This is a genomic window from Chryseobacterium oleae (assembly GCF_900115055.1).
Classification (GTDB): domain Bacteria; phylum Bacteroidota; class Bacteroidia; order Flavobacteriales; family Weeksellaceae; genus Chryseobacterium; species Chryseobacterium oleae.
On sequence record NZ_FOVD01000001.1, the window covers coordinates 1,103,176 to 1,128,601 of the forward strand.

The 25,426-nt window shown below is 38.6% G+C and carries 27 protein-coding genes; 25 read left to right on the top strand and 2 right to left on the bottom strand.

The features are described from left to right. The first annotated feature begins 36 nt into the window (after positions 1 to 36). The 7 genes from nadE (at position 37) to BM143_RS04955 (ending at position 6,316) form a co-directional block, all read left to right on the top strand. Positions 37 to 831: an NAD(+) synthase gene (gene nadE / locus BM143_RS04925; protein WP_090023476.1), complete on the top strand. Its 795-nt coding sequence runs from the start codon at positions 37 to 39 to the stop codon at positions 829 to 831. A gap of 49 nt (positions 832 to 880) precedes the next feature. Next, complete coding sequence (locus BM143_RS04930; protein ID WP_090023478.1) at positions 881 to 1,396, top strand: ribonuclease domain-containing protein; 516 nt, start codon at positions 881 to 883, stop codon at positions 1,394 to 1,396. Further along, complete coding sequence (locus BM143_RS04935; RefSeq protein ID WP_228430692.1) at positions 1,383 to 2,006, top strand: matrixin family metalloprotease; 624 nt, start codon at positions 1,383 to 1,385, stop codon at positions 2,004 to 2,006. Before BM143_RS04930 ends, BM143_RS04935 begins: the two co-directional genes overlap by 14 nt. Beyond that, positions 2,003 to 2,323, top strand: coding sequence for a barstar family protein (locus tag BM143_RS04940; RefSeq protein ID WP_090023482.1), 321 nt, complete (start codon positions 2,003 to 2,005; stop codon positions 2,321 to 2,323). Before BM143_RS04935 ends, BM143_RS04940 begins: the two co-directional genes overlap by 4 nt. A gap of 117 nt (positions 2,324 to 2,440) precedes the next feature. Next, the gene (locus tag BM143_RS04945) at positions 2,441 to 3,691 is read left to right on the top strand and encodes a hypothetical protein (protein WP_090023484.1); all 1,251 of its coding nucleotides are present in this window, start codon (positions 2,441 to 2,443) and stop codon (positions 3,689 to 3,691) included. Between the two features lie 62 nt (positions 3,692 to 3,753). Continuing rightward, complete coding sequence (locus BM143_RS04950) at positions 3,754 to 5,001, top strand: hypothetical protein (protein ID WP_139221989.1); 1,248 nt, start codon at positions 3,754 to 3,756, stop codon at positions 4,999 to 5,001. A gap of 67 nt (positions 5,002 to 5,068) precedes the next feature. Continuing rightward, positions 5,069 to 6,316 carry a hypothetical protein gene (locus BM143_RS04955; RefSeq protein ID WP_090023488.1) on the top strand — a complete coding sequence of 416 codons (1,248 nt, stop codon included), beginning with the start codon at positions 5,069 to 5,071 and terminating at the stop codon, positions 6,314 to 6,316. Between the two features lie 276 nt (positions 6,317 to 6,592). Here the strand turns inward: BM143_RS04955 and BM143_RS04960 are convergent, their stop codons facing one another. Beyond that, complete coding sequence (locus BM143_RS04960) at positions 6,593 to 7,909, bottom strand: T9SS type A sorting domain-containing protein (protein ID WP_090023491.1); 1,317 nt, start codon at positions 7,907 to 7,909, stop codon at positions 6,593 to 6,595. A 149-nt stretch (positions 7,910 to 8,058) separates the two neighbouring features. On the opposite strand from BM143_RS04960, the gene BM143_RS04965 reads away from it, so the two are divergent. From BM143_RS04965 to BM143_RS04985, 5 genes are all read left to right on the top strand, one after another. Then, positions 8,059 to 9,699: a helix-turn-helix domain-containing protein gene (locus BM143_RS04965; RefSeq protein ID WP_090023494.1), complete on the top strand. Its 1,641-nt coding sequence runs from the start codon at positions 8,059 to 8,061 to the stop codon at positions 9,697 to 9,699. Then, positions 9,696 to 10,826 carry a tetratricopeptide repeat protein gene (locus tag BM143_RS04970; RefSeq protein ID WP_090023496.1) on the top strand — a complete coding sequence of 377 codons (1,131 nt, stop codon included), beginning with the start codon at positions 9,696 to 9,698 and terminating at the stop codon, positions 10,824 to 10,826. The genes BM143_RS04965 and BM143_RS04970 overlap by 4 nt, the downstream gene beginning before the upstream one ends. A 372-nt stretch (positions 10,827 to 11,198) precedes the next feature. Then, positions 11,199 to 11,990 (top strand): hypothetical protein, encoded by a 792-nt coding sequence (locus BM143_RS04975; RefSeq protein WP_090023498.1) that lies wholly within the window; start codon positions 11,199 to 11,201, stop codon positions 11,988 to 11,990. A 37-nt stretch (positions 11,991 to 12,027) separates the two neighbouring features. Further along, positions 12,028 to 12,822 (top strand): hypothetical protein, encoded by a 795-nt coding sequence (locus BM143_RS04980; protein ID WP_090023500.1) that lies wholly within the window; start codon positions 12,028 to 12,030, stop codon positions 12,820 to 12,822. 232 nt (positions 12,823 to 13,054) lie between these two features. Next, complete coding sequence (locus BM143_RS04985) at positions 13,055 to 13,870, top strand: hypothetical protein (RefSeq protein ID WP_139221990.1); 816 nt, start codon at positions 13,055 to 13,057, stop codon at positions 13,868 to 13,870. Positions 13,871 to 14,363: 493 nt separating this feature from the next. Here BM143_RS04985 and pafA read toward each other — a convergent pair whose 3' ends face one another. Further along, on the bottom strand, positions 14,364 to 16,010 hold the full coding sequence (gene pafA / locus BM143_RS04990; RefSeq protein WP_090023504.1) for an alkaline phosphatase PafA: 1,647 nt from the start codon (positions 16,008 to 16,010) through the stop codon (positions 14,364 to 14,366). A 249-nt stretch (positions 16,011 to 16,259) separates the two neighbouring features. Here pafA and BM143_RS04995 point away from each other — a divergent pair, with 249 nt between their 5' ends. The 13 genes from BM143_RS04995 to BM143_RS05055 all read left to right on the top strand — a co-directional run bounded on the left by BM143_RS04995 (position 16,260) and on the right by BM143_RS05055 (position 25,238). After that, the gene (locus BM143_RS04995; protein WP_139221991.1) at positions 16,260 to 17,303 is read left to right on the top strand and encodes a tetratricopeptide repeat protein; all 1,044 of its coding nucleotides are present in this window, start codon (positions 16,260 to 16,262) and stop codon (positions 17,301 to 17,303) included. Positions 17,304 to 17,337: 34 nt separating this feature from the next. After that, positions 17,338 to 18,117, top strand: a complete 780-nt coding sequence (locus BM143_RS05000; RefSeq protein WP_090023508.1) for a hypothetical protein — start codon at positions 17,338 to 17,340, stop codon at positions 18,115 to 18,117. 10 nt (positions 18,118 to 18,127) lie between these two features. Beyond that, positions 18,128 to 18,520: a VOC family protein gene (locus BM143_RS05005; protein WP_090023510.1), complete on the top strand. Its 393-nt coding sequence runs from the start codon at positions 18,128 to 18,130 to the stop codon at positions 18,518 to 18,520. A 24-nt stretch (positions 18,521 to 18,544) separates the two neighbouring features. Further along, entirely contained in the window at positions 18,545 to 19,078 is a 534-nt protein-coding gene (locus BM143_RS05010; protein WP_090023512.1) for a GNAT family N-acetyltransferase, read from the top strand. 122 nt (positions 19,079 to 19,200) lie between these two features. Then, the gene (locus BM143_RS05015) at positions 19,201 to 19,785 is read left to right on the top strand and encodes a TetR/AcrR family transcriptional regulator (RefSeq protein ID WP_228430694.1); all 585 of its coding nucleotides are present in this window, start codon (positions 19,201 to 19,203) and stop codon (positions 19,783 to 19,785) included. A 70-nt stretch (positions 19,786 to 19,855) separates the two neighbouring features. Next, positions 19,856 to 20,593, top strand: a complete 738-nt coding sequence (locus BM143_RS05020) for an SDR family oxidoreductase (protein ID WP_090023514.1) — start codon at positions 19,856 to 19,858, stop codon at positions 20,591 to 20,593. 214 nt (positions 20,594 to 20,807) lie between these two features. Further along, on the top strand, positions 20,808 to 21,044 hold the full coding sequence (locus tag BM143_RS05025) for a bacteriocin-like protein (protein ID WP_090023515.1): 237 nt from the start codon (positions 20,808 to 20,810) through the stop codon (positions 21,042 to 21,044). A 97-nt stretch (positions 21,045 to 21,141) separates the two neighbouring features. Further along, entirely contained in the window at positions 21,142 to 21,738 is a 597-nt protein-coding gene (locus BM143_RS05030; protein WP_090023516.1) for a hypothetical protein, read from the top strand. Between the two features lies 1 nt (position 21,739). After that, positions 21,740 to 21,988: a hypothetical protein gene (locus BM143_RS05035; protein ID WP_090023517.1), complete on the top strand. Its 249-nt coding sequence runs from the start codon at positions 21,740 to 21,742 to the stop codon at positions 21,986 to 21,988. 236 nt (positions 21,989 to 22,224) lie between these two features. Next, a complete protein-coding gene (locus BM143_RS05040) occupies positions 22,225 to 22,593 on the top strand; it encodes a hypothetical protein (protein ID WP_090023518.1) in 369 nt (122 codons plus the stop codon). 27 nt (positions 22,594 to 22,620) lie between these two features. Next, positions 22,621 to 23,133 carry a hypothetical protein gene (locus BM143_RS05045; protein WP_090023519.1) on the top strand — a complete coding sequence of 171 codons (513 nt, stop codon included), beginning with the start codon at positions 22,621 to 22,623 and terminating at the stop codon, positions 23,131 to 23,133. A 124-nt stretch (positions 23,134 to 23,257) separates the two neighbouring features. Beyond that, positions 23,258 to 24,178, top strand: a complete 921-nt coding sequence (locus tag BM143_RS05050; protein ID WP_090023520.1) for an alpha/beta fold hydrolase — start codon at positions 23,258 to 23,260, stop codon at positions 24,176 to 24,178. 118 nt (positions 24,179 to 24,296) lie between these two features. Then, complete coding sequence (locus BM143_RS05055) at positions 24,297 to 25,238, top strand: RDD family protein (protein ID WP_090023521.1); 942 nt, start codon at positions 24,297 to 24,299, stop codon at positions 25,236 to 25,238. Positions 25,239 to 25,426: the final 188 nt, after the last annotated feature.

A 25,426-nucleotide genomic window follows, 5' to 3' on the forward strand; every position in this document is an offset into this window, starting at 1 on the left:
AAAACCAGTAAATATAAACACACTAAAAAATAAACAATGCAGACTCAAAAAGTAACAGATCATATTGTACAGTGGTTAAAAGATTATGCGGTAAAAGCTAAAGTAAACGGATATGTCATCGGAGTTTCCGGAGGTGTAGATTCCGGTGTGGTTTCTACTCTTGCTGCCATGACAGGCTTAAAAACCCTTCTGATTGAAATGCCGATACGCCAGAAACCGGATCAGATAGACCGTGCCTGGGAGCATATGAATGATCTTAAATCCAGGTTTCCTAATGTGGAAGCGATGTCTGTTAACCTTACTCCTGCTTTTGAAGAACTTTATAAAGCATTTGATGTAAAAGATGATCTGTACCCTAATGAGAAGCTGGCTTTTGCCAATACCAGATCACGTTTGAGAATGCTTACCCTGTATTATTACGGACAGATCAATGGTCTGCTTGTGTGTGGAACAGGAAATAAAGTGGAAGATTTCGGCATCGGGTTTTATACAAAATACGGTGATGGTGGTGTAGATGTCTCTCCTATTGCAGATCTTTACAAAACGGAAGTTTACACGCTGGCAAGATCATTAAATCTGGTTAAAAACATTCAGGAAGCGATTCCTACAGACGGACTTTGGGATGTGGACAGAACGGATGAACAACAAATTGGAGCTACCTATCCTGAACTAGAAAAAATTCAGAAGGAATACGGAACTAAAACTGCCGATGATTATGAAGGCCGTGATAAAGAAGTCTTTTTAATTTTCGACAGAATGCACAAAGCAGCTCAACATAAAATCAATCCTATCCCGGTTTGTGATATTCCTGAGGAGTGGAGAGAAGGCTAATGCTGAGTTATGAGTTATGAGTTATTAATGATAAGTTATAAGTGTTGATATGAACGGTAAAATAAGATCGGTATTTTTTATTTGTCTGGGACTTCTCTTCGGGATGTCTGTGATGTATATCTACAATAATTTTATTGCAGACAAAAAGGGAAATACGGAGATCACAAAAACAGAAGCTTCGAGCAACGGAAACATTGCTACTGATTCTCAAAGCACCGGCAGAAATTCTTCGTCTCAGGCTATTGACCAGCTGACAGAGGAAAAAACAGTCATTAATTATCTAAAGCAGAATCACAGGCTTCCGGATTATTATATCACTAAAAATGAGGCAAGAAAGCTCGGCTGGAATCCTTCAAAAGGTAATCTCTGCGAAGTGCTACCAGGAAAAGCTATTGGTGGCGACCACTTCAGCAACCGTGAAAAAAGACTTCCACAGGGTGAAAAATATTTTGAAGCAGATGTCAACTACACCTGTGGAAACCGAAATTCAGACCGAATCATTTTTACCGGAAATGGTGACGTTTATCTGACTAAAAACCATTACAAGAGCTTTGAGAAACAATAGTCTTTATGGTCTGGTGGCAATGGTATTTCTGGCATTTTCATGCTCGGAGAAACAGCAGCAACAGCAGCCTGTAAAAAGCACTAAGCCGATGACCATACTGATTCAGCCTTTCAAAGATTTCAGTGCTGAAAAGGTAAGGAAGACAGCTGAAGGAATCAGGAGAATCTATCCCAATATAGAAATACTGGGGGCTATTGATTTTCCGGACAATGCCTATTATAAGGAAAGAAACCGTTATCGGGCAGATTCTATCATTAAGTTTCTGGACGGGCGGACAAAAGACGGTTTTGTCACCATTGGCCTGACTTCAAAAGACATCAGCGTCACCAAAGGAAAAATAAAAGACTACGGAATCATGGGACTGGGTTACAGACCCGGAAAAGCCTGTGTAGCTTCAAAATACAGGCTGGACAAAAAGAATGCGGATGAGCAGTTCTTTAAAATAGCCATCCACGAACTCGGACATACTCAGGGCCTGAAACACTGCCCGGAAAAAACATGTTTCATGAGGGATGCAGAAGGCGGAAATCCCACGGATGAGGAAACCGATTTCTGCCCAAAATGCAAAACTTTTTTAATCAGTAAAAACTGGAAATTTAATTCTATATGAAGACAATATATATCGATTTTACAGACATCGGCGACTACGAAGATTTTTATGCTCAATTAAAGGAAAAAATAACGCTTCCTGACTATTTCGGGGACAATCTGGATGCACTGTCTGATGTGATTACAGGAGAACTGGAAATGCCGCTTCACCTTGAATTCGTTAATATGACAGTAGACCAACTGGAGATCTTTGAAGATCTGCTGACCACTCTGGAAGATGCGGAAGATGAAAGAGAGGATTTCACCTTCACTTATTATCTGGAACAATACGAAGATGATGAAAATGACGATGAGGATGAGCAGGAAGAGGAAAAATAACCATTCTCTCAACTCAAATAGTTTAACTCAATATTATTCTCTTTTTTAGCGGATTTTCAAAATAAAAGATTAATATTTGCAACATAGCAATCTTTAATCTCCTTGTAAAACCAAACTATGAAAAGAGTACAATTTTCTATGATATTCTTATTGGTGAACTTTGCCTTCATCAATGCGCAAGTAGGTATAAGCAATCCGTCTCCCGCTTCCACACTGGACATCACTGCAAAGAATGCCACAGGAACTTCTGCTAATACAGATGGATTGCTAGTACCCCGTGTAGACAGGCAGAGGGCGCAAAGTATGTCTGCCGTTCCAGTATCTACATTGATTTATGTAAACAGTATCACTACAGGAACTCTGGCCGGAACAGCAGCAAATATAAATTCTGTAGGATATTATTATTTTAACGGAACCGCCTGGACAAAGCTCGCTACTTCACTGAATATCTATAATTCTGATGGAACCTTAAACGGCCCGCGAACAGTCACCACTAACGGAAATCTTTTAACCTTTGTAAACGGAGGCAACAATGTCAAAATAACGACCTCTGCCACTGAAGGTGCCCTGTCTGCCAACGGTTCTTCAAGAGGTTTTTTAAATCTGGTGGGAGGCTCTGCGAATATTGATTACTATGTAGAAAACAACGGCATCGCCCAGTTCAATGCTTCCGGAAATTCGACTAAACTCAGCGTAGGTTCTACGAATGCAACTCCTCTTGGACTCAAAACAAACAATATTGAAAGACTTACCGTTTTAAGCGGTGGAAATGTAGGGATCGGAACTACATCACCCAATACAAAACTGGAAGTTTCTTCGGGGACAGCTAATGTTTCTGGTACAACCTTAACTAATCTCAATTCGGCATCTCCTATCAGTACAGGTCAAACCTTAGGCGTTGATAACCTTGGAAATGTAATAACAGTGGCCAACCCGACTGCTGCCAGTGTGACAACTGCATCAGTTAACAGTACCACAGGAGCCAGTTTCAATGTGAATGATACCACAGTCACTATGGTGCCGGGAACCTCACAACCAGTCACCATTCCCACTGGCGGAAAAGCTTTGTTCATCAATTTTATGCTGGGAATTGATTACGGGAGCAATCCTGCTGGAAGTGGTGCATCCTATTATGAAGCAAGATTGTATATAGACGGAGTAGCTACAGACTGCTATATGCGTACTCAGGAATATGGTGCCGGCGGATTCAGTGCCCAGTTTAGCTTTAATACGGTGAAATTTCTCGCAGCGGGAAATCATACGATAGATGTAAGAATGACAAGAACCTTTAATAATGGGGTGGCTTCAGGAGCAAATATGGTCTGTTCTCCGATCTCTATGTCATTTAATGCTACTTATTTGAATTAATTTAGATAACATCAGCACAGTTTCTACTGTAAAAAATGAATTTTCATCTTAAAAAATTTCCCATGAAAAGAATACAATTCTCCATCATACTCTCTATTTTCGGGTCTTCACTCATCTTTGCACAGATGGGAGTCAATAATAATGCTCCACTTGCCACATTAGATATTACGGCTAAAAATACGACAGGCACTTCCACGGATGTGGATGGAATTTTAGTACCCCGAGTGGACAGACAAAGGGCGCAGAGCATGAGCAGTGTTCCGGTTTCCACCATGATTTATGTAAACAGTAATGCTACAGGAACCCAAACCGGCACTGCTGCCAATATAGATGCACCGGGATATTACTATTATAACGGAACTTCCTGGATTAAACTCAATCCTATTAACAATATCTACACCTCAGACGGCACTTTAGGCGGAATGAGAACAGTTACGACTAACGGAAATACCGTGAGTTTTGTCAACGGAACCAGCAATGTAGGAATTATCACTACAGCAACAGAAGGACGATTTTCTGCTAATGGCTCCACAAGAGGCACCCTGACTTTATCCTCCGGGACGAATATAGTGGATGCTTATGTAGACAACGCCAATGCAGCACAGATCAATACTTCCGGAACTGCCACAAAATTAAGTATCGGAACGACCACTGCAACACCTCTTGCCCTTAAAACAAACGGCACCGATAAGCTGACTCTTTTAAGTAACGGAAATGTGGGTATCGGAACTACAGTACCTTCATCAGCATTTGAATTAGCATCAGGAACGGCAAATACATCCGGATTAAGATTCACCAATCTTACTTCTGCGTCGCCAATAAGTACGGGCCAGGCCCTGGGTGTGGATGCCAGTGGAAATCTGGTAACCGTCGCCAATCCCAGCCCCACGAATGTAAGCACTTCTTCGGTAAACAGTACAGCAGCGGCAAACTTTAATGTAACCGATCTGACTGCAACTATCGTATCCGGAACTTCGCAGACGATTGCTGTCCCAACAGGCGGAAAAGCTTTATTTATCAATTTCATGCTTGGGGTAGATTACGTCAATAATCCTGCTGGTAGCGGGACGGCTTATTACGAAGCCAGATTATACATAGACGGAGTGGCCACAGACTGCTATATGCGCACTCAGGAAGTGGGAATAAGTACCAATGCCTCTTTTACCATCAGCACGATTAAGTTTCTGGCAGCCGGAAATCATACAATTGATGTCAGAATGCAGAGAACATTCAACAATGGTACGACTTCGGGAGCGGGTATGACCTGTGCCCCGATATCGATGTCGTTTAATGCCTCTTATTTAAATTAAGCTTAAGCACAATAAGGTAGTACAATCTAAGCATTGCAAAAATTAATCATTATCTTAAACTTACGTCATGAAAAGATTTCAACTTTCAATTATATTTTTATTAGCAGGCATTTCAATTGTCGTGGCACAGACGGGAATTAATAACAATACTCCTTTGTCAACGCTGGATATTACGGCAAAGAATGCAACCGGAACCACCAACAATGTAGACGGTCTACTGATCCCAAGAGTAGACAGACAGAGAGCGCAAAGCATGTCTTCAGTTCCGATTTCAACACTGATCTATGTCAACAGCATAGCAACGGGAACATTAGCAGGTACAGCCGCCAATATAGATGCTGCCGGATTTTATTATTTTAACGGAACTGCATGGGCAAAAGTAGATGCTCCTGTGAATATTTATAACTCAAACGGAGCGTTGCCGGGCCAAAGAACGGTAACCACCAATGGAAGTCCATTACTTTTTGTAAACGGAGGGACCACTGTAGGAATTGTCACGAGCGCAGGTTTAGGAGCAGTCGCCACAACCGCCTCCACAAGAGGATCTGTAACCTTAACCGGTGGAACGGCTAACCTTGATATTTACACGGATGATGCCAATCAGACCCAGATTAATTCATCCGGAAGTTCAACCCAATTAAGCCTGGGAACTAACAATGCAGGAACTCTTGGCCTAAAAGCCAACGGAACAGAAAAAATCACCGTACTGAATAACGGAAATGTAGGGATAGGTACTCCCACTCCCAATACAAGGCTTGAAATAGCTTCCGGTACTGCCAATGTTTCAGGGGTAAAATTCACCAATCTTACTTCTGCTTCACCCATCGGAACAGGACAGTCTATAGGTGTAGATGCAACAGGAAATATCATTACGGTAGCCAACCCTACTCCGGCCAGTATCAACACCGCTACGGTAAACAGTACTACCGGCACTGATTATAATGTGAATGACCTTGGTGCAACTATCGTGACCGGAACTTCTCAATCGATTACAATTCCTGCAGGTGGTAAGACTTTATTCATCAATTTCATGCTTGGAATCGATTATTTAGGCAGCCCCGCCGGAGGAGGACAGGCTACTTATGAAGCGAGACTTTACATCGATGGAGTGGCTACAGACTGCTACCTTCGTACCCAGGAAGCTTCTGCCGGAGCCAATACCCAATTTACCATCAATACCGTAAAATTCCTTACCGCAGGAAATCATACTGTAGATGTTAGAATGACCAGAGCAGTGAATAACGGAACAACATCCGGTGTTAATATGCCATGCAGACCTATTTCAATGTCTTTTAATGCTTCTTATATCAACTAAAACGGGGTTGGGAAAGTTTCGAACAGGTTGTCAGTTGCTGGTTGCTGGTTCATAGTAATTAAGTTAATGAGTTATCGTCTTGTGTCTGATGTCTGAAATCTAATATCTTGATTCTTCTCTTTCTAAAATTCACCATTCACTTGCGAAGCAAATTCACCATTGACATTGTCTCAATCTTAGCCTTAAACTCATCCCCCACATCACATACAAAACTCGCAGAAAATTCCTGCGAGTTTTTTTTGGTTGAGTCTTTTTAAAGTACGCCTAATTTTTACTTTACTGTTTGATAAATTTAAAACTCTGTGAAGTCTCCCCTTTCACGAAAATCTGCAGGATGTAATTTCCTTTTGACAAGGAAGAAACATCTATTCTGCTTTCCAAAGCATTGTCTGTTTTTACTTTTTGACCAACCATATTGTATATTTCCACTTTATCAATTTTTGTGATTCCTTTGAAATAAAGAACATCTTTTACCGGATTCGGATAAATGGCTATGTTGTTGTTATGCTTAGTGCTTTCACTGGTAGAAAGCTGTATTTTCGAAAGATCCAGATAAAACGCAACGATCTGATTGGATGCATTGGTTCCTATCCCGGCTACCCTTCTTCCATCCTGGGAAATAGCCAGAGGAAGTGACATATTCACACCCTGGGTATTGATGCCCAAGCCTACAGCATAATCGTTCAGGTTCACACGGCCACCTGCGGCAGTCCATATAAAGCCTTCTCCGGACATTGGAGGTGCCGCGAAAGGTCTGAAGAATCCGACTACTTTTTTACCGTCGGCAGAGATTCCGGTTGCTCCCCCTCTGAAGAAGGCTGAGGAATTTGGATGGGTAATATATGTCACGCCGCTTACGCTGTTCCATACGTATGGATTGGGCATCGCAGCTCCTATGATCGTAGTTCCGTCGGCAGAAACATCCCCTGCTTCGCCTACATAATCGCCATTACTGTCTGTGATAAAGCTTTCTACTCCATTCACCCATTGCGCACCGCTTCGGGTTCCATTATCCTGATCCTGCCATCCGACAATGACAGATCCGTCGGCATTGATAGCATTGGCTCTGGAACTTCTGTTGGGAACTATACTTCCGAGATCTGTAACGCCATTTGTGGCATCCCATTTTACGGCATGTGCGCTTCCGGCAGTTACCCATCCCAGACCTACGATGGTATTTCCGTCTGAAGTCATTCCCCAGGTAGAACTTACATGGCCGTCCCAGCCTGTAGGAACCAAACCTCCGTGATTACTCCAGGAAGTTGAGGCTGTATCATACGTAGATATTTCATTGAATCCGGTTCCGGAATTGGTTGTGGAAGAAGCTATTTTCGTCCCGGCAGCATTGATGAGGGTTCTTCCGGCAGCAGGATATCCGTTGGAAATCGAGCCAATCTGAACAAGACCATTGATCTCATCCCATTTTAAGATCTGTCCTGCACTGGTATGCATACTTACGACTCCACCATCAGAAATACCGCCTACGGTGTAATTTCCAACCGCCATCACAGTTAGTTGAGCACCCGCAGATGTAAATCCAAACAGAAAGCAAGCATATAAAGCTTTCATTGAAATTTTGTAAATCTTTTTCATAATTACTTAAGTTTTATATTTTGAATTGGCAGAAACAATATTAATATTATATTTGCCTTTTCAAAAGAATTTGACTTACATAATTCGTGAAATTTAAAAGAACACTATATATAAATCATTAAAATACAACCATATAACAAAAATCTATTTTGAGGACAGATCATCAGGAAGCTGTAAGAAAAACCGAAAAAAAATCATTTTTATGCCATACCATTCTGGCTCAAACCGTTCCAATTCTGCTGGTCATTCTCTGCTCAGTCTGGATCAAAGGACAATCCGGTCCCGACTTCAGTATTTTGGCGGATAAAGCTTTTCAGAAATTATATCAAAATCCGGATGAATGCATCAATTATTCCCAGAGCCTTCTGATCAGCGACCAGAATCCGGAACACAGGATCGTCCTGCAGAATATCATTTCCCAGGCCTATGCTATGAAGGGAGATTACATCCAGTCTGTTAATATTTACAGCCAAAAGGAAGATTCAAGGGAAAAAGAAAGCCTCTCTTATTTCCTGCAGATCGCCGGAGATTACAATCTTGCAGATCAGTATCAGAATCTGGATCTTTACAGCCAGTCGCAACGGATCATTTCCGGTCTATTGGCTGATCATAAATTATTAAAAGGCGACAATCCCCGGATGAATGTCATTACGGCTAAGCTTTATCAGCTTCAGGCACTTAACTTCGGGATCAACAGAAGCTATAACCAGGCGCTGGAAAACCTCAGCAAAAGTGATCAGTATCTCGGTTTCAACAACCAGGAAAACAGGATTCTTGAAATGGAAAATAAAGTGTTCAGGGCTTCTTTTTTAATGAGACAGAATAAACTGGAGGAAGCGAAGTATCTTCTTGAAACCACACTTGTTTTAGCTGAAAAGAGTACAGATTATTATTTTATCCAGGCATTGGCTTATGAAAACCTTTCCCGTTATTATTTTTTAAAGGAAAACTATGGTACTGCCGTTGAAATTCTTGAAAAAGGGCTTTCCAGAATAGAAAATCTCCCTTACAACAGCCTGAAAGCAAAGATTTACGAATCTTTATCCAAAAATTATTTCGCCCTTCATCGCGATGAAAAATACCACCAGTACAATAAACTTTATACTGAACTCCGGACAAAACTGGATTCCAGTACCAAAGAAGGCATCCGTTATATCGTCAAGCTGGTGGAAACCAACCAGAATACTAATCTCGAGTTTCAGAAGCAGAAACAGTTGAAAAAGATAAGTCTGATCTCCGGGGGTTTTCTCATCATCATTATCGGTCTTCTGATTTATTTTTTAATTCTGAAAAACAGCCATAAGGATCTTAAAAAACAGTCAGATTTCTTTGAAAAACAGAAAAATCAGGAATTGGCAGTTCAGAATATTTCCAGGGAAACCTCAGCTGCTGATAAAACAACAGAAAAAGACCCTCATAAAATTTCAAAGGAAAAGGAAGATGAAATCCTTCAAAAACTGGAAGACTGGGAAAAACAGCAACGATATCTGGACAAAAGCATGACGCTTTCCGCACTGTCTTCTCAAATGGGTATGAATACGAAATATCTTTCCGAGGTAATCAACAGCAGTAAAGGGAAAAATTTCAACGCTTACATTAATGAATTAAGGATCAATCATATTGCACGTCTGCTGAGAACAGATCCTGTTTATCTCAACTACAAGGTCAGTTATCTGGCAGAATATTCAGGGTTCTCGTCGCACAGTGCATTTACCACCGTTTTTAAATCTGTGACGGGAATGTCTCCCAATGCATATATCCAGGAAATAAGTAAAAGCAGAACATTATGAAATTGACATTAAAAATCATTGCAGCCCTTTTTCTGTGCTTCTGCCTTTCAGTTTCCGGGCAAAAAACTTCCTTTGATTCCCTGATGAAAAAAGCCCGTCTTGAGATTTATGACAGTCCGGATAATGCGATCAGGATTGGGAAAAACCTCATCATAAAAGAAAAAAACATTCATAGACAAATAAGCATTTATCAGCTGCTTTCTACCGCCAATATTGCTAAAAGAGATTTTGACCAATCGCTTCAGTATTTATTAAAAGCTAAAGAAACCGCGGAAAAAACGAATGACCTGAAAGTCCGTACCAGCGTTCTGATCTCAGCTGCCATCCAATACCAGCAGATGGAACTTTTCAGCAAAAGCCTTGAAACGCTGAACGAAGCAGATCAGTATCTGGCTAAATTTCCGGATGATGTCCCTGAAAAACATATTGAAACGGCAAGAAGCTACGCGATCCGTGGAATGATTTATAAAAGCCAGTCGAATCCCGAAATTGCTCTTGAAAAATTTCTGATTTCCATTCAAAATTTTGAAAAAATAGAACATAAACAGACGACTTATTCCAATATGAGTGTGGTCTACTATAATATCGGCTATTGTTATCTTAATCTCAACCAGCTTGAAAAGGCGCATCAGGCATTTATCCAATCTGCAGAATATGCCCGTAAAAACAAAGCAAAAAGTCTGGAAGCCTTTGCATTAAAAGGAATAGCTGAAATGTACAAACAGAAAAAGGAAAACGAAATAGCGCTACAACTGCTTATCAAAGCCGAAGATCTCAGCAAAAATACCGGCGACCTGATCCTTAATGAAGGAATATACAAGGAAATGTCTGAAAATTATCTGGCCATGGGGAAACCTAATCTGTACCAGAATTACAGCAAGAAGTATTTTGAAATGCGCTTTCAGAGGGAGCAGAACGAATTGAGTTCTATCAATCATTCCATTAATGAGCACAATAAGGAAACGCTGAAAAAAAGTACTGAAATGAAAACCCGGTATCAGTTTTTTACAGGAATTATCGCTGGTATTGGGAGTCTTATCATTATTCTACTCGTTTCTCTCATTATTAAGATCAGAAAAAGAAATCTCCAATACAAACAAAAAATCCATGACCTGATACAATCTTGAATAAGGGATTATCTTATCATTTGGAACATCTGAAAATTAGCTATCAATACTTTTTCTCCTCTCTCCATTTTTACTTTTTTATTTTTTTTCGAAAATAACACCTTATTGACTACTTTTCAATCAATTAATTACCAATCACTTACATAATAAAATATAAATAAAATGATATTTTTTAAATTTTTTTTTGAAAAAACAAAAACCAAATAATCATTTATCTCGTATGTATGTTTAGGAGCACCCAACTTAGTTTGGACAAAAACTAATGAACACCATAAAATATGTAATCAATTTCTATTGGATAGAACAGCACAGATTAAGCATAAAATTAGTCTTCTGATATTTTTTGATGAAACCTAAATAAATTAAACAGCGATGAAAACGATCAACTTTATTATTCCCTTATTATTTGTGGGCTTTATCTTTATGAAAGCACAGGTAGGAATTGGAGTAGCTTTACCTAACACCAATGCGAGATTGGAAGTAACCAGTACGAATAAAGGGGTACTCCTTCCAAGACTTGCCCTTGTTTCTACCAATAGTGCTTCTCCCCTTTCAGCCCATGTTGCCGGAATGACCGTCTACAATACAGCTACCAATACTTCTGTGCCCGCCAACCCTGTTTATCCGGGAGAATATTATAATGACGGTACCCAATGGTTAAGGAAATCTTCCTGGAATGATGCCAGAATGATTACCGGAGGAAGTATAACCGATCCTATTGCCCTGATCACAGCAGATGCCGCTGCCGAAACAGCATCAAATACAACATTGAGTACAGTTTCCTTTACTTTAGACAGGCCATCTACTGTAGAATTCAGTGCTAATATTTCTACAAAATATACTGCTTCCGGAAGCAATACAACTCCTTTATCAGACGGAGCCATAAAATTGTGTACAGTCAATTTTCAGTTTACTACAGCACCTACCGGAGTTTCTACGACCGCTTTTTTTGGTGATCATTCCACCGCGTATACCAATTCACTTTCTGCTGCCGGAACTGCAACCGGAGATGTTTATCTGAATCCGTATAGTGTAGCCAATTTGCCGGCAGGAAACTATGTCCTTATTGTAAGGGGCACGGTTTTAAGCGGAACGGCCTTCAGAATAGGATTTGGCGGAGGTACGCGAGATATGATCCAGATCAAAGCTACTCCTTTACTGTAATGGAAACTGCCTTTTTAACATCATTAAAATACTAAAAATGAAAAAATTTAAATATACTCTCCCGTTCTTTCTGGTTTGCTTTTTATTGACACAGGCTCAGGTTGGCGTAGGATTATCAAGTCCAAATGCCAATGCTCAATTAGATATTACCAGTACCAACAAAGGTTTTTTACTGCCTAGGTTGGCATTAACAGCTACCAATAATCCATCGCCATTAAATGCTCACGTAGCCGGAATGACGGTATACAATACAGCTACCAATACTTCTGTCGCAGCCAATCCTGTATACCCCGGTGAATATTATAACGATGGGACTCAGTGGCAGAGAAAATCCGCTTTGAATGATGTAAGAATGATCGCGGGAGGTACGATCGCTGATTTACTTACCCCTATTACCGTAGATGTTGCAGCAGGTACTCCTGCCACGACTACCTTAACTACTTTTTCCTTTACATTGGACAGACCGTCCAGCGTGGAATTCGGGGGTAATATTTCCACTTCTTTTACAGTGAGTGGTGACAGTAATACGCCATTAGGAGATTCGTCAGTAAAGTTGGCGACCGTGAATTTTGTATTTACTACCGCACCAGCTGGAATAACGGTTAATGCTCCATTTGGAGACAGCACAGTCACTTACATGAATGTGATCACGGCTAATATAACGACCATTACGGGCAATCTATACACTGCACCTCATGCCATCCTCCAGTTACCAGCGGGAAATTATGCAGTTAATTTAAACGGAGTCGCATCCGGCGGCAATGCTTTTAGAATTATGTATGGTTCCGGCGTCCGTGATATGGCGCAGATTAAGGCGACGCCTACAAAATAGATTTTAGGGTAAGGTTGTTGAGAAATGTCAATGGTCAATTTTGCTTCGCAAGTGAACGGTGAATGGCAGATTTTAGAGCCAAGATTTCAGACATCAGACATCAGACATCAGACATCAGATGATAACTCATTAATTTAATTACTACTAATAAGCAACCAACAAACTAGCACAACTAGCAACTAGCAACTAAATCTAGACTCAGATACTTTCAACAAACTAAGTAGAACATATCATGAAAAAAATATTTCTTACAATCCTTGCTTTTCCAGGTATTTCATCCCCAATGACAGCCCAGGTGGGAATAGGCCTTGCTTCGCCAAACACTAATGCAATGCTGGAGGTGAGCAGTACAAATAAAGGGATATTGCTTCCCAGACTAGCCCTTACAGCGACCAATAATCCGTCACCACTTTCAGCACATGTTGCGGGAATGACTGTATATAACACCGCAACCAACACCTCTGTAGCAGCAAATCCGGTGTATCCGGGAGAATATTATAATGACGGAACCCAATGGCAGAGAAAATCCGCTTTGTCAGAAAAAACAATGCTTTCAGGAGGTACCATAGGTGGAGATGCACTAACCACAACAACGTTGGATGTTCCGGCAGCTACAACCGGGGGATCTATCACCGCCACTACGCTGGCCACTATATCGTTTACTTTAAGCAAGCCTTCTTTAGTAGAGTTTAATTCCAACATTTCTGCTATTTTCACCAACTCAGGTATTGCCCCTGGCGCTACCGGAGCAGGAATTACAGATAATGCAGTGAAATTTTGTAATGTTTATTATTCTTTTACGGCTGCGCCTGCCGGGATTCCTATCAATAATGCATTCGGAATATCTTCAATATCCTATATTAATAGCTTTACCACTTTCATTACGACTGGTAATTTTTATCTTGTGCCCCGATCTACTTTAACTTTACCCGCCGGAAATTATACGATTACAGTAAACGGTGCCGGAGCGAGCGGAACGGCTTTAAGGATAACATTTGGTTCAGGGAACCGTGATGCCATTAATATAAGGGCGACGCCTTCGAAATAATATCTTTATAGTTCATTGAAATTAACACAAAAAAAGAGATGCAACCTCTGCATCTCTTTGATTTTAATGTAGAAAAAATATCCCCCGATATTTTAGCACTTATATTTCCTCCCGGGACCTGAAGTCGTAAAGTAGATCAGATACCAAGCCAGGCTATCATTATATTTCTTCGCAATTAGGCAAGTGTTCTATTTCGGTAGTTTTCAGGCAAACCCGATTGCAGCAGACATGCTTTGTCGGACATCTATTGTCAACTGAACATGCTAAACCTCCACTACCCTTGATCATTTTTAGATTTTCTCTTGATAATTTTTTCATGCTTACATATTTAATTAGTTTTCCAAATATAACAATATATCCCTAAAATTAGAATTAAATAAGAAATTAATATTATATCCAATTAAAACTTTCACTTTAATTTTAATAAGCAGAAAAGTATACATCAAAAAAAACATTCCCCGAAAGGAATGTTTTGTATTATATAAGAATTAAGTTATCTTCCAATAACCTCCGTGATTGGATTTCCTACATTTCCACTCGGGAACTGAATTTTCAGCAGTGATGAAACGGTAGGCGCAATATCGCTCATGTTATAGGCTTTATTACTTTCTCCCTTCTGAATTCCCCAACCCATAAAAATCAATGGAATGTGAGAGTCATAAGAATTCCATACGCTGTGTGTGGTTCCTGTTTTCGAATATGGAGGAAGCATAGAGTCGTGGGAGATTAGCTGGATATCACCACTTCTCTGTCTGTTGATTCCGTTGATGATTCTCTGCTTGATCGGTTCCGGAATGGTAGCTTCCTGAACTTCATCCACAGATACTGCATATAAAACCGTTGGATCTTTCTGCAATTCTTTAATGGTGAAATCTCTAAGATCATCCAGTTCAATTTTGTTATCCTGCATCAGCTTTCTGTCGAAATAGATCTGGTAGTTGTCTACTGCATTGATCAGTTTATCAACTCCGAATTTATCCTTCAGTTTCTGATTGATATCTTTTTCCATTCCTTCTCCGAAGAATCCTGTCGTGATCTTATGTTCTTTCAGGAATCCTACGGAATGTGCTCCACCGTGGTCAGCAGAAAGGAAAACGGTGTACTCCCCTTTTCCTACTTTTGAATCCAGATAGTTGAAGAACTGAGCCAGATCCTGATCAAGTCTCAAATACACATCTTCCACTTCAATAGAATTCGGTCCGAATTTATGTCCTGCATAATCCGTAGACGCCAGGTTGATTGCTAAAAAGTCAGTAATGTTATCACCTCCTAATTTTTCACCTTCTACCGAAGCTTCAGCCAGTTTCAGCGTCAGCGTATTTCCGAAAGGTGTATAGCGGATATTGTCTTTTTTCGTCTGATAATCCTGAGCTAAATTGCTGTAAGGGAACACAGGTGTTTTTGCACTTCCCAACAGTCCTTCCCATGAAGAATTATCCGGAGAACTTTCTGTGTATTGGTTAATTGGAAGTAAAGTATTCCAACCGTTTGCTACTAATTTTTCAGGCAGATTCTGCGCATTGAAAGACTTCATCCACTGAGGCAGGTCATTCATATACCATGAACTCGTAATGAAATTTCCGGTGCTGTCATCAAACCAAAAGGCTCCGTTCGGTGTATGGCCTGCAGGAAGTATGGAAGCTCGGTCTTTTAATGAAACCCCAATCACTTTCCCCTGGAAGTTGGTAGCCAGTCTCAATTCGTCGGTTACGGTGGTAGACCAAAGGTTTTTCGGAGAATGACTTCCTGTTTTTGTATTGGCTGTTCCTACCGGCTGCACGCTGTCGTCCGCTGTACAGTATACATTTTTTCCGGTTTCTTTATCTATCCAGTCGTTTCCGGCAATCCCATGGATCGCAGGTACAGAACCTGTATAGATGCAAGTATGTCCCAAAGCGGTAATGGTAGGTACGTAAGGGATGTGGACATTATTTAAAGAATATCCTGTATTCAGAAGCCTTTTAAAACCATCGTTTCCGTATTTGTTGTAAAAGCGGTACAGATAGTCCCACCTCATCTGGTCTACGACTAATCCTACGACTAATTTGGGTCTTTCTAATTGAGAATTTTTGTTCTTCTGAGCATTGATTGTAATTACGGACAATAAAGCCGCTGCCGCAATTGAAATTTTCCTAAGCATCTAGTAAATTTTTGTTGACAACAAATTTAAGGGTTTTGAAAGTTTTGGCGTGTGAAATTTTATTAAATTTAACTCAATCAGTACGCTTTATGTTTTCATAATTTTTCCAATGCAGAAAAGTCCTTTTTTACTGACTGAAAAGCCAACCTTCTAATAACAAAGTAGTACATTATAAATTTACTTACTTTTACATCTAAAAATTAATAACTTTAATTTATGTCTAAATACATCTCCTTTCTTCTTATTTTCATGATCATCAAAACCAGTGCTCAAATTAACAAACAGCAATTAATTGATAATTGGGCAATAGTAAAATACAGTACTTTGGACGGAAGCAGAGACCTCTCTCAAGATTCTGGACATTTTTCAATATGGAAACTTTCTGATAATAAAATCTGTGAGTATGTAAATCCAATTTTTGAGGAAAGGAAAACATGCTATGATATTAAAATAGAAAATAAAAGTATTAGAACTTCCCCAAAAACATTCTATGAAATTGAAAAGCTAACCAATGACACTTTAATTATCATTGAAAGATTAGACGGCATCACAGGCAATGATAAAATAAAAAAGAAGTGGTTTGTAAGAACATCAAAGTTGCAAAATGAGTATCTCAGTACACTAAAGAATGATACCGCTGTAGTAGCCAGCGCTTATTTTACACCCACCCTCAAAAAGGATATTTTCTTTGATGTTTTAGAACGGTCTGTGACAAATAATGATCGTAATCTGTCTGTAAAAGGAAATATTATAATCTATCCAAAGAAACAGAAGATCAATTTTCAATTTGAAAGTAATGATCAGTCTAAAAAAAATTCAGAAAATATAGATTTTTTAAAATCAATCGTTGAAAAGAGCTATCAGTTTTGGAATTTGACAGGTTTCGAAAAATATGATCAGATAATACTTCCCTATCACATAGAAACTCAAATCAGGAATAATGATGGCTCTAAAAGTTCCTCAATGAGTTTTAATTTTTTTAAAAATGATCGTAAAGATTTGGATAAATACCAGAATAGAGCTATTGTAATAATTGAAAATAAAAAGCTAGCCGCGGAAGCTTACAATAAAGCTATGGAGGCACTTGACAAAAAGAAATTAGACAGGGCTATAGAATTATTCAACAAAGCATTTGACTTGAATAACACCAATGTAGATGCACTGTACAATGCAGCTTCTATAAGTCTGGATAAAAAAGATATGCCTACAGCCTGTACCGCTTTGAAAAAACTCAAAGATTTCGAACAGGTTGAAGGAACAAAACTTTTCAATGAATTATGTTTAAAAAACTGATTCGTAATCATAGCTAATTAATTGACCTATTACTATGATTTTAGGAGTATACTGGTATTTTAAATTCCCGGAAAATCTATACCATTTCCAATTTTTTAAGTTTTTCAAAGGAGTTGGAGGCCATGCTAACAATCTTGCCGAGCTGGAAGCCCGAGTTTCAGTAGATCATCCCGAAAACCTCATCAGGAAACTGGAAGAATTACATCCCCATTTTAAAAGGATGTATTTGAGTATAAAGATCAATGAAAATAAATTATTGATCTCAACAGGCGATTATACCCTTTTTGATGAGCATTTCCAGTTCGTTTCAGAAATAGAAAAACTGCTGATTCTTGCCAATGCTCATATGATCGACACTCCTTTCGAAGTAAAATCAAGCAGAAATTTAAGCCCGGAAAATGTAACATATGAAACTATAGAATATCGGTTTATGCAGATCACCGGCTCAGATTTCAGGAAAAACAATGCTGAAAATATTTCAGTAAGGATCGACTGCAATCTGCCGACCATACACAAAGAAAACTTAATCAATGATCTAATTCGTATCTGTACTGAAGAGAATATTCATGTATTCTACTACCATGATTGCGATTTTAAAGAACATTCCAATCTGATACTTTTCTTCTCCAACGGAAGACAGATGGAAAATGCAGTTCAAAATGTTGACATCAATGCTTTCGGAAGCAAGGTGCGTCAGCTGGAACAGAAGTATCCGCTTCATTTCGGCATTTTCGGAGGGATGGAATATTATCCCCGGAATGGTCCAAATATAGAGCTGATCACAGACAAAGACTATATTTTAAACACCCAATAAAACTATTGTTATGATTAAATTCAAGTATGTTATTTTATACGTTGAAGATGTGGAGAAGTCAATGAACTTTTACCATCATACTTTTGACTTACCCATTAAATTCATCACGCCTGAAAAAGATTACGGAGAACTGCTTACCGGAGAAACCAGTCTTTCTTTTGCCTCCATAAGTTTAGCCAGTTCCAATGTAAAGAAGGGATTTCTATCTTCCAAATCTGAAGAAAAACCTTTCGGAATCGAATTGGGATTTACCACAGACAATGTTGAGAAACTGGTAGAAAAAGCGGTTCAAAACGGAGCTGTTCTCTATGAGGATATTGCTGTAAAGCCTTGGGGACAAAAGGTTGCGTATGTCAAAGATCCGGATCATTATTTAGTAGAAATTTGTACTGAAATTCAATAACAATCAATCATATTCCGCATTTCCATGGAAATAAAAAAATTAGAAAAACTGACTGAAAATCCCACACTTAATTGGGGACTTAACGGATACAATACAGACAAAATCCTCTCCGTTTCTTTTGTTGAATACGGCGGTTCTTTTGAATTTGTTTTAAAAGAAAAAAACATACCCTACTCTAAGGTTTGGGACACTGATTCCAATGACCTTGAAGAGCTTAATGAAATCATTGAAAAAGGACATTCTTTTGGTGTTTTTGAAGATGGAGAGCTAATGGGTTGGATCATTTGTGAGCCCCGAACATGGAATAACAGCTTTTACATTGAGAATATTCTGATCAGTGAAAAATTCAGAAGAAACGGAGCCGGAGCCCAGCTGATCAAAAATGCTGTTCGTGAAGCCAGACATTTAAACTGCAGAATTATTGAACTTGAAACGCAGAATACCAATTATCAGGCGATACAGTTCTACAGGAGAATGGGGTTCAGCATTACAGGAATCAATACAAGACTGTATGAAAATCCGGAGGAAACTGCTGTTTTTATGACTTTAGATTTATAGAATGAAGCATTTTTACTCTATCTCTTAATTTTTTTTGATCGACAGAAACTATAAAACATATTGAGTTTTTTATTTTGTACCGAATAGTACAATTACATACCTTTGTCCCAGAAATAATCCCGATGGCAGGAAGACCTAAAATATTCGATGAACAAGAAGCCGTTGCAAAAGCAACTGAAGTTTTCAAAGACAAAGGCTATGACACAGCTTCTGCCGATGAACTGCTTTGCGCTATGGGAATCGGGAAAGGTAGTTTTTATCTTGCTTTTAAAGGCGGAAAACAGGAACTTTATATCCGATCGATCAGACAGTTTTCAGACAGTTTCTATCAAAAGTTCTCTGGAAGTTTGACTGCGTCAGATGATCAAGTTCAATTCATTAAAGAGTTTTTTCTGAGTTTGGCCGATGCTTCGGATTGCGATAAAGAACGCGGATGTTATCTGGGAAATGCCCTGGTACAGCTTTCTGAAAAGGATCATGACATAAAAAAGATCACCGCTCAATTGCTGAAAAAGCTACAAACCCTGTTTGCAGAAACCATCAGAAATGCACAGAAAAACGGACAGATCGCCAGTACCGAAGATCCGGAAGTGATCGGCTGGCATCTGAGTAATTTATGGAACGGAATTCATGTCACAAGAAGAATGGAAAGCTCACCGGAAATTTTGAGAAGCATTCTTAAAATGAATCTTAAAATACTGGATTAAAAAAATTTAATCAATTTTGTACCAATTAGTACAATTTAAGAATACTTATTAATTTAATACCCAAAATGTCATGAACATTACCAACAACACTATTCTAATCACTGGCGGAGGCTCAGGAATCGGACTGGAAATTGCAAAATCACTGAATGCATCCAACAAAATTATTATTGCTGGAAGAAACAAAGAAAAGCTGGACGCTGCGGCAGAAGGTCTTGAAAATGTCTTTACCCTACAGGCTGACATCACCAATGAAAAGGATGTAAACCGATTGGTGGAAGAAATTAAACTCAATTTCGGAGGTTTGAATATCCTGATCAATAATGCCGGACATGCTTATGCATACACACTTTCTGATGCTTCAGATACCTATACCAAAGCTTCAGCAGAATTTGAAACCAATTATTTTGCCCCAATACGTCTGACTGAAAAACTGCTTCCCTTATTGAAACAGGAAGAAAATTCAGCAGTAGTTAATGTTTCTTCCATTGTTGCGTTCGCTCCGGGTTCACACGTTCCTACCTATTCTGATTCTAAAGCCGCTCTGCATTCTTATACACAATTGCTCAGACACGAGCTGGCTAAAGACACTTCTGTGAAAGTTTTTGAACTGATGCCACCACTTGTCAATACAGATTTTTCAGCAGAAATCGGAGGCAAAGAGAATGGTATTCCCCCTTCAGAAGTGGCTGACAGTTTTGTAAAAGGCCTGCTTGAAGACACTTACGAGATCCGTGTCGGGAATACAGAAGTCCTGTACAGCAACTTTTTTACAGGCTCTGAAGGTGCTTTCAGTGTAATGAACAAATAGCTGGTTCCATATATCCGGTCTTAACTGCGGAGGAGAAATGATTCTTTTCCGCAGTTTTATGAGTAAACCTTCCTAATAATCTCCTTTGTCATCAATTTTTTTAAATTATATCCATGATTAAATCTTTAAATTTTAAATAATATTGCTTAAATCACATTATTGTGTATTAAAATTTCTTATATTAGTAATCATCAAATTAAAAGAATTAACTGCTATGAAAAATCTAAAGAAATTAACGAGAAAGCAGCTAGAATTTATTAGCGGAGGAGATACTGCTTATGCTATGTGTGATGCTGATGGTAATTGTCCGCCCACTATCGGATCATATTATTGCAGTGGTGGTATGTGCTACAGATCTTCAGAGGGAGGAGGCGATCCCGGAGGAAGCTGTACCGAGCCTAAGCACTTATGCCAGCCCTGGGAAACCGGATGCGGATGTGTTTATTTTTAAAAAAAATTTTGTTAGATAAATCTTGAGGGCGGTCTTTGTACTGCTCTTTTTTATTTTGCTTCTATTTTTGATAGTGGAAAAATAATATATTAGCAGAATGAGATATTTAGAAAAAATTCAAGCATTTCTTCCATTAGGATATATATATTTAATTATACTTGGACTATTAAAGGAAACTATCCTTTTTTATCCTTTAGGAATCAATATTTTGAAGTATTCTTCTCTTACAGATATTCTGATCAGCCCTGTTTCAGATATGATCTCCAATCCTATACTGATCCTAATGGTGCTTTCGGTAGTGCTCCTTTTCTTTTTAATTCAGGTTTTATTTATTAAATACAGCCATACGAATCTGGTTCAGAAAATACTGAAAAGCTACAGAATGAATCAGGATCTGGATAAGCGTCAACTTCGAAAAGCTTTGATTCCTGTATTTGTGATACTGGTAGGATTTGAGCTTTTGGCTCTGTTTGTAGGATTGGGAATTGGACAAGGGGTGAAAATTAAAAAGAGGCTGGATACCCAGACTTTAAAACAAAATTACACCCTTACCAACAGTTCGGGAGAAACAGCCCAGATCTACCTTATTGACATCAACAGTATTTATTACTTTTATGTCAAAAAGGGCGAAAAACAGATTAAAATAGCTCCTGTCGGGAGTATTGGCCACCTGGAAGTTATCAATAAAAACTAATATGAGAAACAAACTAATAACCGAATACACTGATGAAGAACTGATAAATAATGAAAAGAAGCTCAAAATTCTAACCGTTATACTGGGAGCCTCCATAATACTGCTATTTTCTGCCACCATCGTACTGACGGTCATCAAAGGTTTCACAGCAATCATGATCGTCCCGATCTGTATTCTCCCGCTGCTCATCATCAATATTATTAACTGGAGAGGGTTTAAAAAAGAAAAGGAGAGAAGAAATTTAAACTGAATTGTCTCCGTTGAAATTACGGTAAAAAAATAGTCGTAATAAGTCTTATATTTTTATAAGGCTTTTTTATTGTCCTTATTCCTATATACATTCAATTAAATTTTAAACACAAAATAAACAATATTGATTGCTTAATTCAATCAATAAATAAAAATCACAATATTTTTATCACCAATAATTGAAATACTGTTTATTTTTTATACATTTATCACGCGCTAAAAACAATATTAATTACTATGAAAAAAACATTCCTGTTTGCTATTGCAGGTTTCTGCTTCCTGGCTTCATGCAACAACGAAAGTATGGCTACTACAGCTCAAGAAAACCAGAAAACAGAAGCTGTTCAGAATTTCAAACGTGCTATTACTGCCGTGAACACTTCTAAAGATCTTCCTCAGAGCGAAGAAAAACAAAATCCCGAGTATCAGTTTCCTCAGTTAAGCGAAAAAAGGAAAGATATCCTTCTTCCAGCAGCCAAGTCTCTTATCAAATCAACCGGAGTAAAAGACGAACAGATTGAAAAAAATACTCACGGTGATAAAACTAAAATTATCTTGTGGGCAATGGAAATCTTCCAGGACAACTACACCAATTCTTCTTTGTAACCTTAAAGCTTTAATTATTAAATCCATATGAAAAATATTTCAGCATTCCTTTTATTACTAATCGGAACTTTCGCATATGCCCAGATGGGAAGCATGACTATTTATAATTTCTCAACCCAGAGCGTTACTTACAGACTTGTAGGAACCAATGACAATAGCCAGCCAATAGACTGCCAGCCAATCGTTGAAGGCTCTCCTGCCTTTTCATTAGCTCCAGCAGCAATGGTAGCTTATCCTCAATACAATACTAGCTATCTGTCAACACCGCCTATCAATCAATGGGCCGTAATTTCGGAAGCTATAGGAATTCCCGGCCAGACTTACAATGTTTCCGGAGGCATAGCTATCGGAACAGCGATTACATCCATTACATCCTGGCAGTCTATAGACCTTAATTTTGCTAATGGAGAACATATACAACTTGGTAGAGACTGCGGATACGTAAACAGTCATCATGGAGCCTTCAATGGTTCAACAGCCAGCGGAATCACTGCAACGTGGAACTATTTAGGAAACAACGTGGTTGTATTTATCAACTAATATAATTTTATCCAATAAAGATTACAGCAGGCTCAATGATTGAGCCTGTTTTTTTATTAACCTTTTTACAAAAAAATACGCTATCTTAAAGTAATAAACCAAGTCTTTCAACTGTTATTACATTATGAAAAATATCTGCTTACTTCTGTTTTTATTTTTTGCCGTTACTGTTGTTTCAGCGCAGAAAGGCAATATGGAAAGGTCTTTTGAAACCTCCGACCATGTCAGGATCAATTATAAAGTTTCCGGAAAAGGAGAAGCATGCATCTATGTTCCGGGAGGTCCGGGGCAGGGATATCCGTCATTTGAACTTTTGGGCGGAAGCAGTCTTGAAAAAAATATGAAAATGATTTATATGGACCAGCGGGGTTCAGGACAATCGGGGACATCAGACAATTATCATCTGGAGGCCATGGTTCAGGATATAGAAGAGCTCAGACAGCACCTGAAGCTTGATCAGGTTTTTCTGCTTGCTCATTCTTTTGGAGGAATTATCGCAACTCATTACGCTAAAAAATATCCTCAACATACGAAAGGATTGATTCTGGCTAATATTACACTTCATTTTCTCAACAATGAATCTTTAAAAGAACAGATTGAATATGGAAACAGCCTGTTGCAACAACCCAATAAAACCGTTCCTGAAGACAGTCTTTCTGCTGAGCTATCAAAAATAAGTGCAGCACTAAGGAAGAAAAGAATCGGGTATAAATTTCTTACCGAAGATATTGAAACCATTAAGCAGACCGATAAAATAGATTCCCTTCACCCAAGAATCATAGATTTCGGGATGGCCGTAATTTCGAAACCAAAAGATTATCCTGAATATTACATGGATCATGCACCATTCACCAAAGATATTCATGTTCCTGTTTTAATTATCACCGGGAAAAACGATAAAGCTGTAGGAACACAGCATTACAAAACATTTCAGTTCCCTGATCAAAAAGTGGCATCTATTGATGGCGGGCACCTTTTGTACTATGAGAAAAACAAGGAGTTTACAAATGCAGTCCTGAGTTTTGTGCGAAAACATAAAAAGTAACTCATTTTAATCCATCAAATACAGCTGGAATACCGATAAACAGGTTGATATGACTCTTTTATTTTAGGCCAACAGTAGAAATTTCATTAATTTCGGGGCTCTAAAAAATAATACCAAAATGAAAAATAATTTGTTTTTATCCGGTTTCTGGACCAGAATATGGGCCTTACTCATTGATTCGTTGATCCTTGGAATATTAGGGTTTATATTAGGTTTCACCTTTGAAAACATCTTTATTTCGATGGGAGAAAGCGCCAAATTCATTGGCTGGATTATTTCTCTGACTTATTTTTCAATTTTAAATTCTAAGATCAACAATGGTCAGACCCTTGGTAAAAAATTCATGAAGATTCAGGTGACTGATATTGAAGGAAAAACGATTGATTTAAAAACTTCATTCATCAGAACTTTAATCCTCACTACTCCATTTTTTCTGAACGGATTTAAAATTCCGGGATCAGATGCATTCTCTGTGATTAACATTATCCAGTCGATCATTATTTTTACATCAGGTATAGGAATCATCATTTTTTACGTCTTCAACAAAGAAACAAGACAGTCTCTGCATGATATCTTAATGAAAACCTATGTTGTTCGGGACCACAGAAATACTTCCGTTACAATGATGCCTCCACTGAAGAAATTACCGTTTTATATCACAGGTGGACTTCTTTCCCTTATCATCATCACATCCGTTTATAATTTTAACAGCAACAGCGAAATAAAAGAATTGATTCCTGTTTATGAAAAAATTTCACAGCAGGACCATGTTTTAAGAACTACCGTTTCAATGAATTACTTTCCGCCTGAAAATCAAAAGCCTGTCTATACTATATCCATAAGAACAGATCAAAAACAGGAGTTCAACGGCAAGATGGAGAACGACCCGGTTGTCAAAGAAACCGTTGAAACATTTATCACTAGCAATGTTTATAAAACAGATCAAAGCATACTAAACATAGTGATCGGTTCAGGATTCGATATTGGCATAGCAAGAAAATATTATTCTTACAACGTCGTTAAACCTATTTATCAATGGAAAGAAGTACTCAAAAAATAATCCCCTGAAAATAATCAATATAAAAACGCACCATGAGTGCGTTTTCTTTTTTTATAAGCTGTGAGGTTTATTTTGTGGGTTTTGGCGCGGCCTGCGGCCGCGCCAAAACCCACAAAATCCTCTAAAGAATTCAGATAAAAAAACTCAGCGCGGCCTCCGGCCGCGCTGAGCTATTATATAAAGCTTAA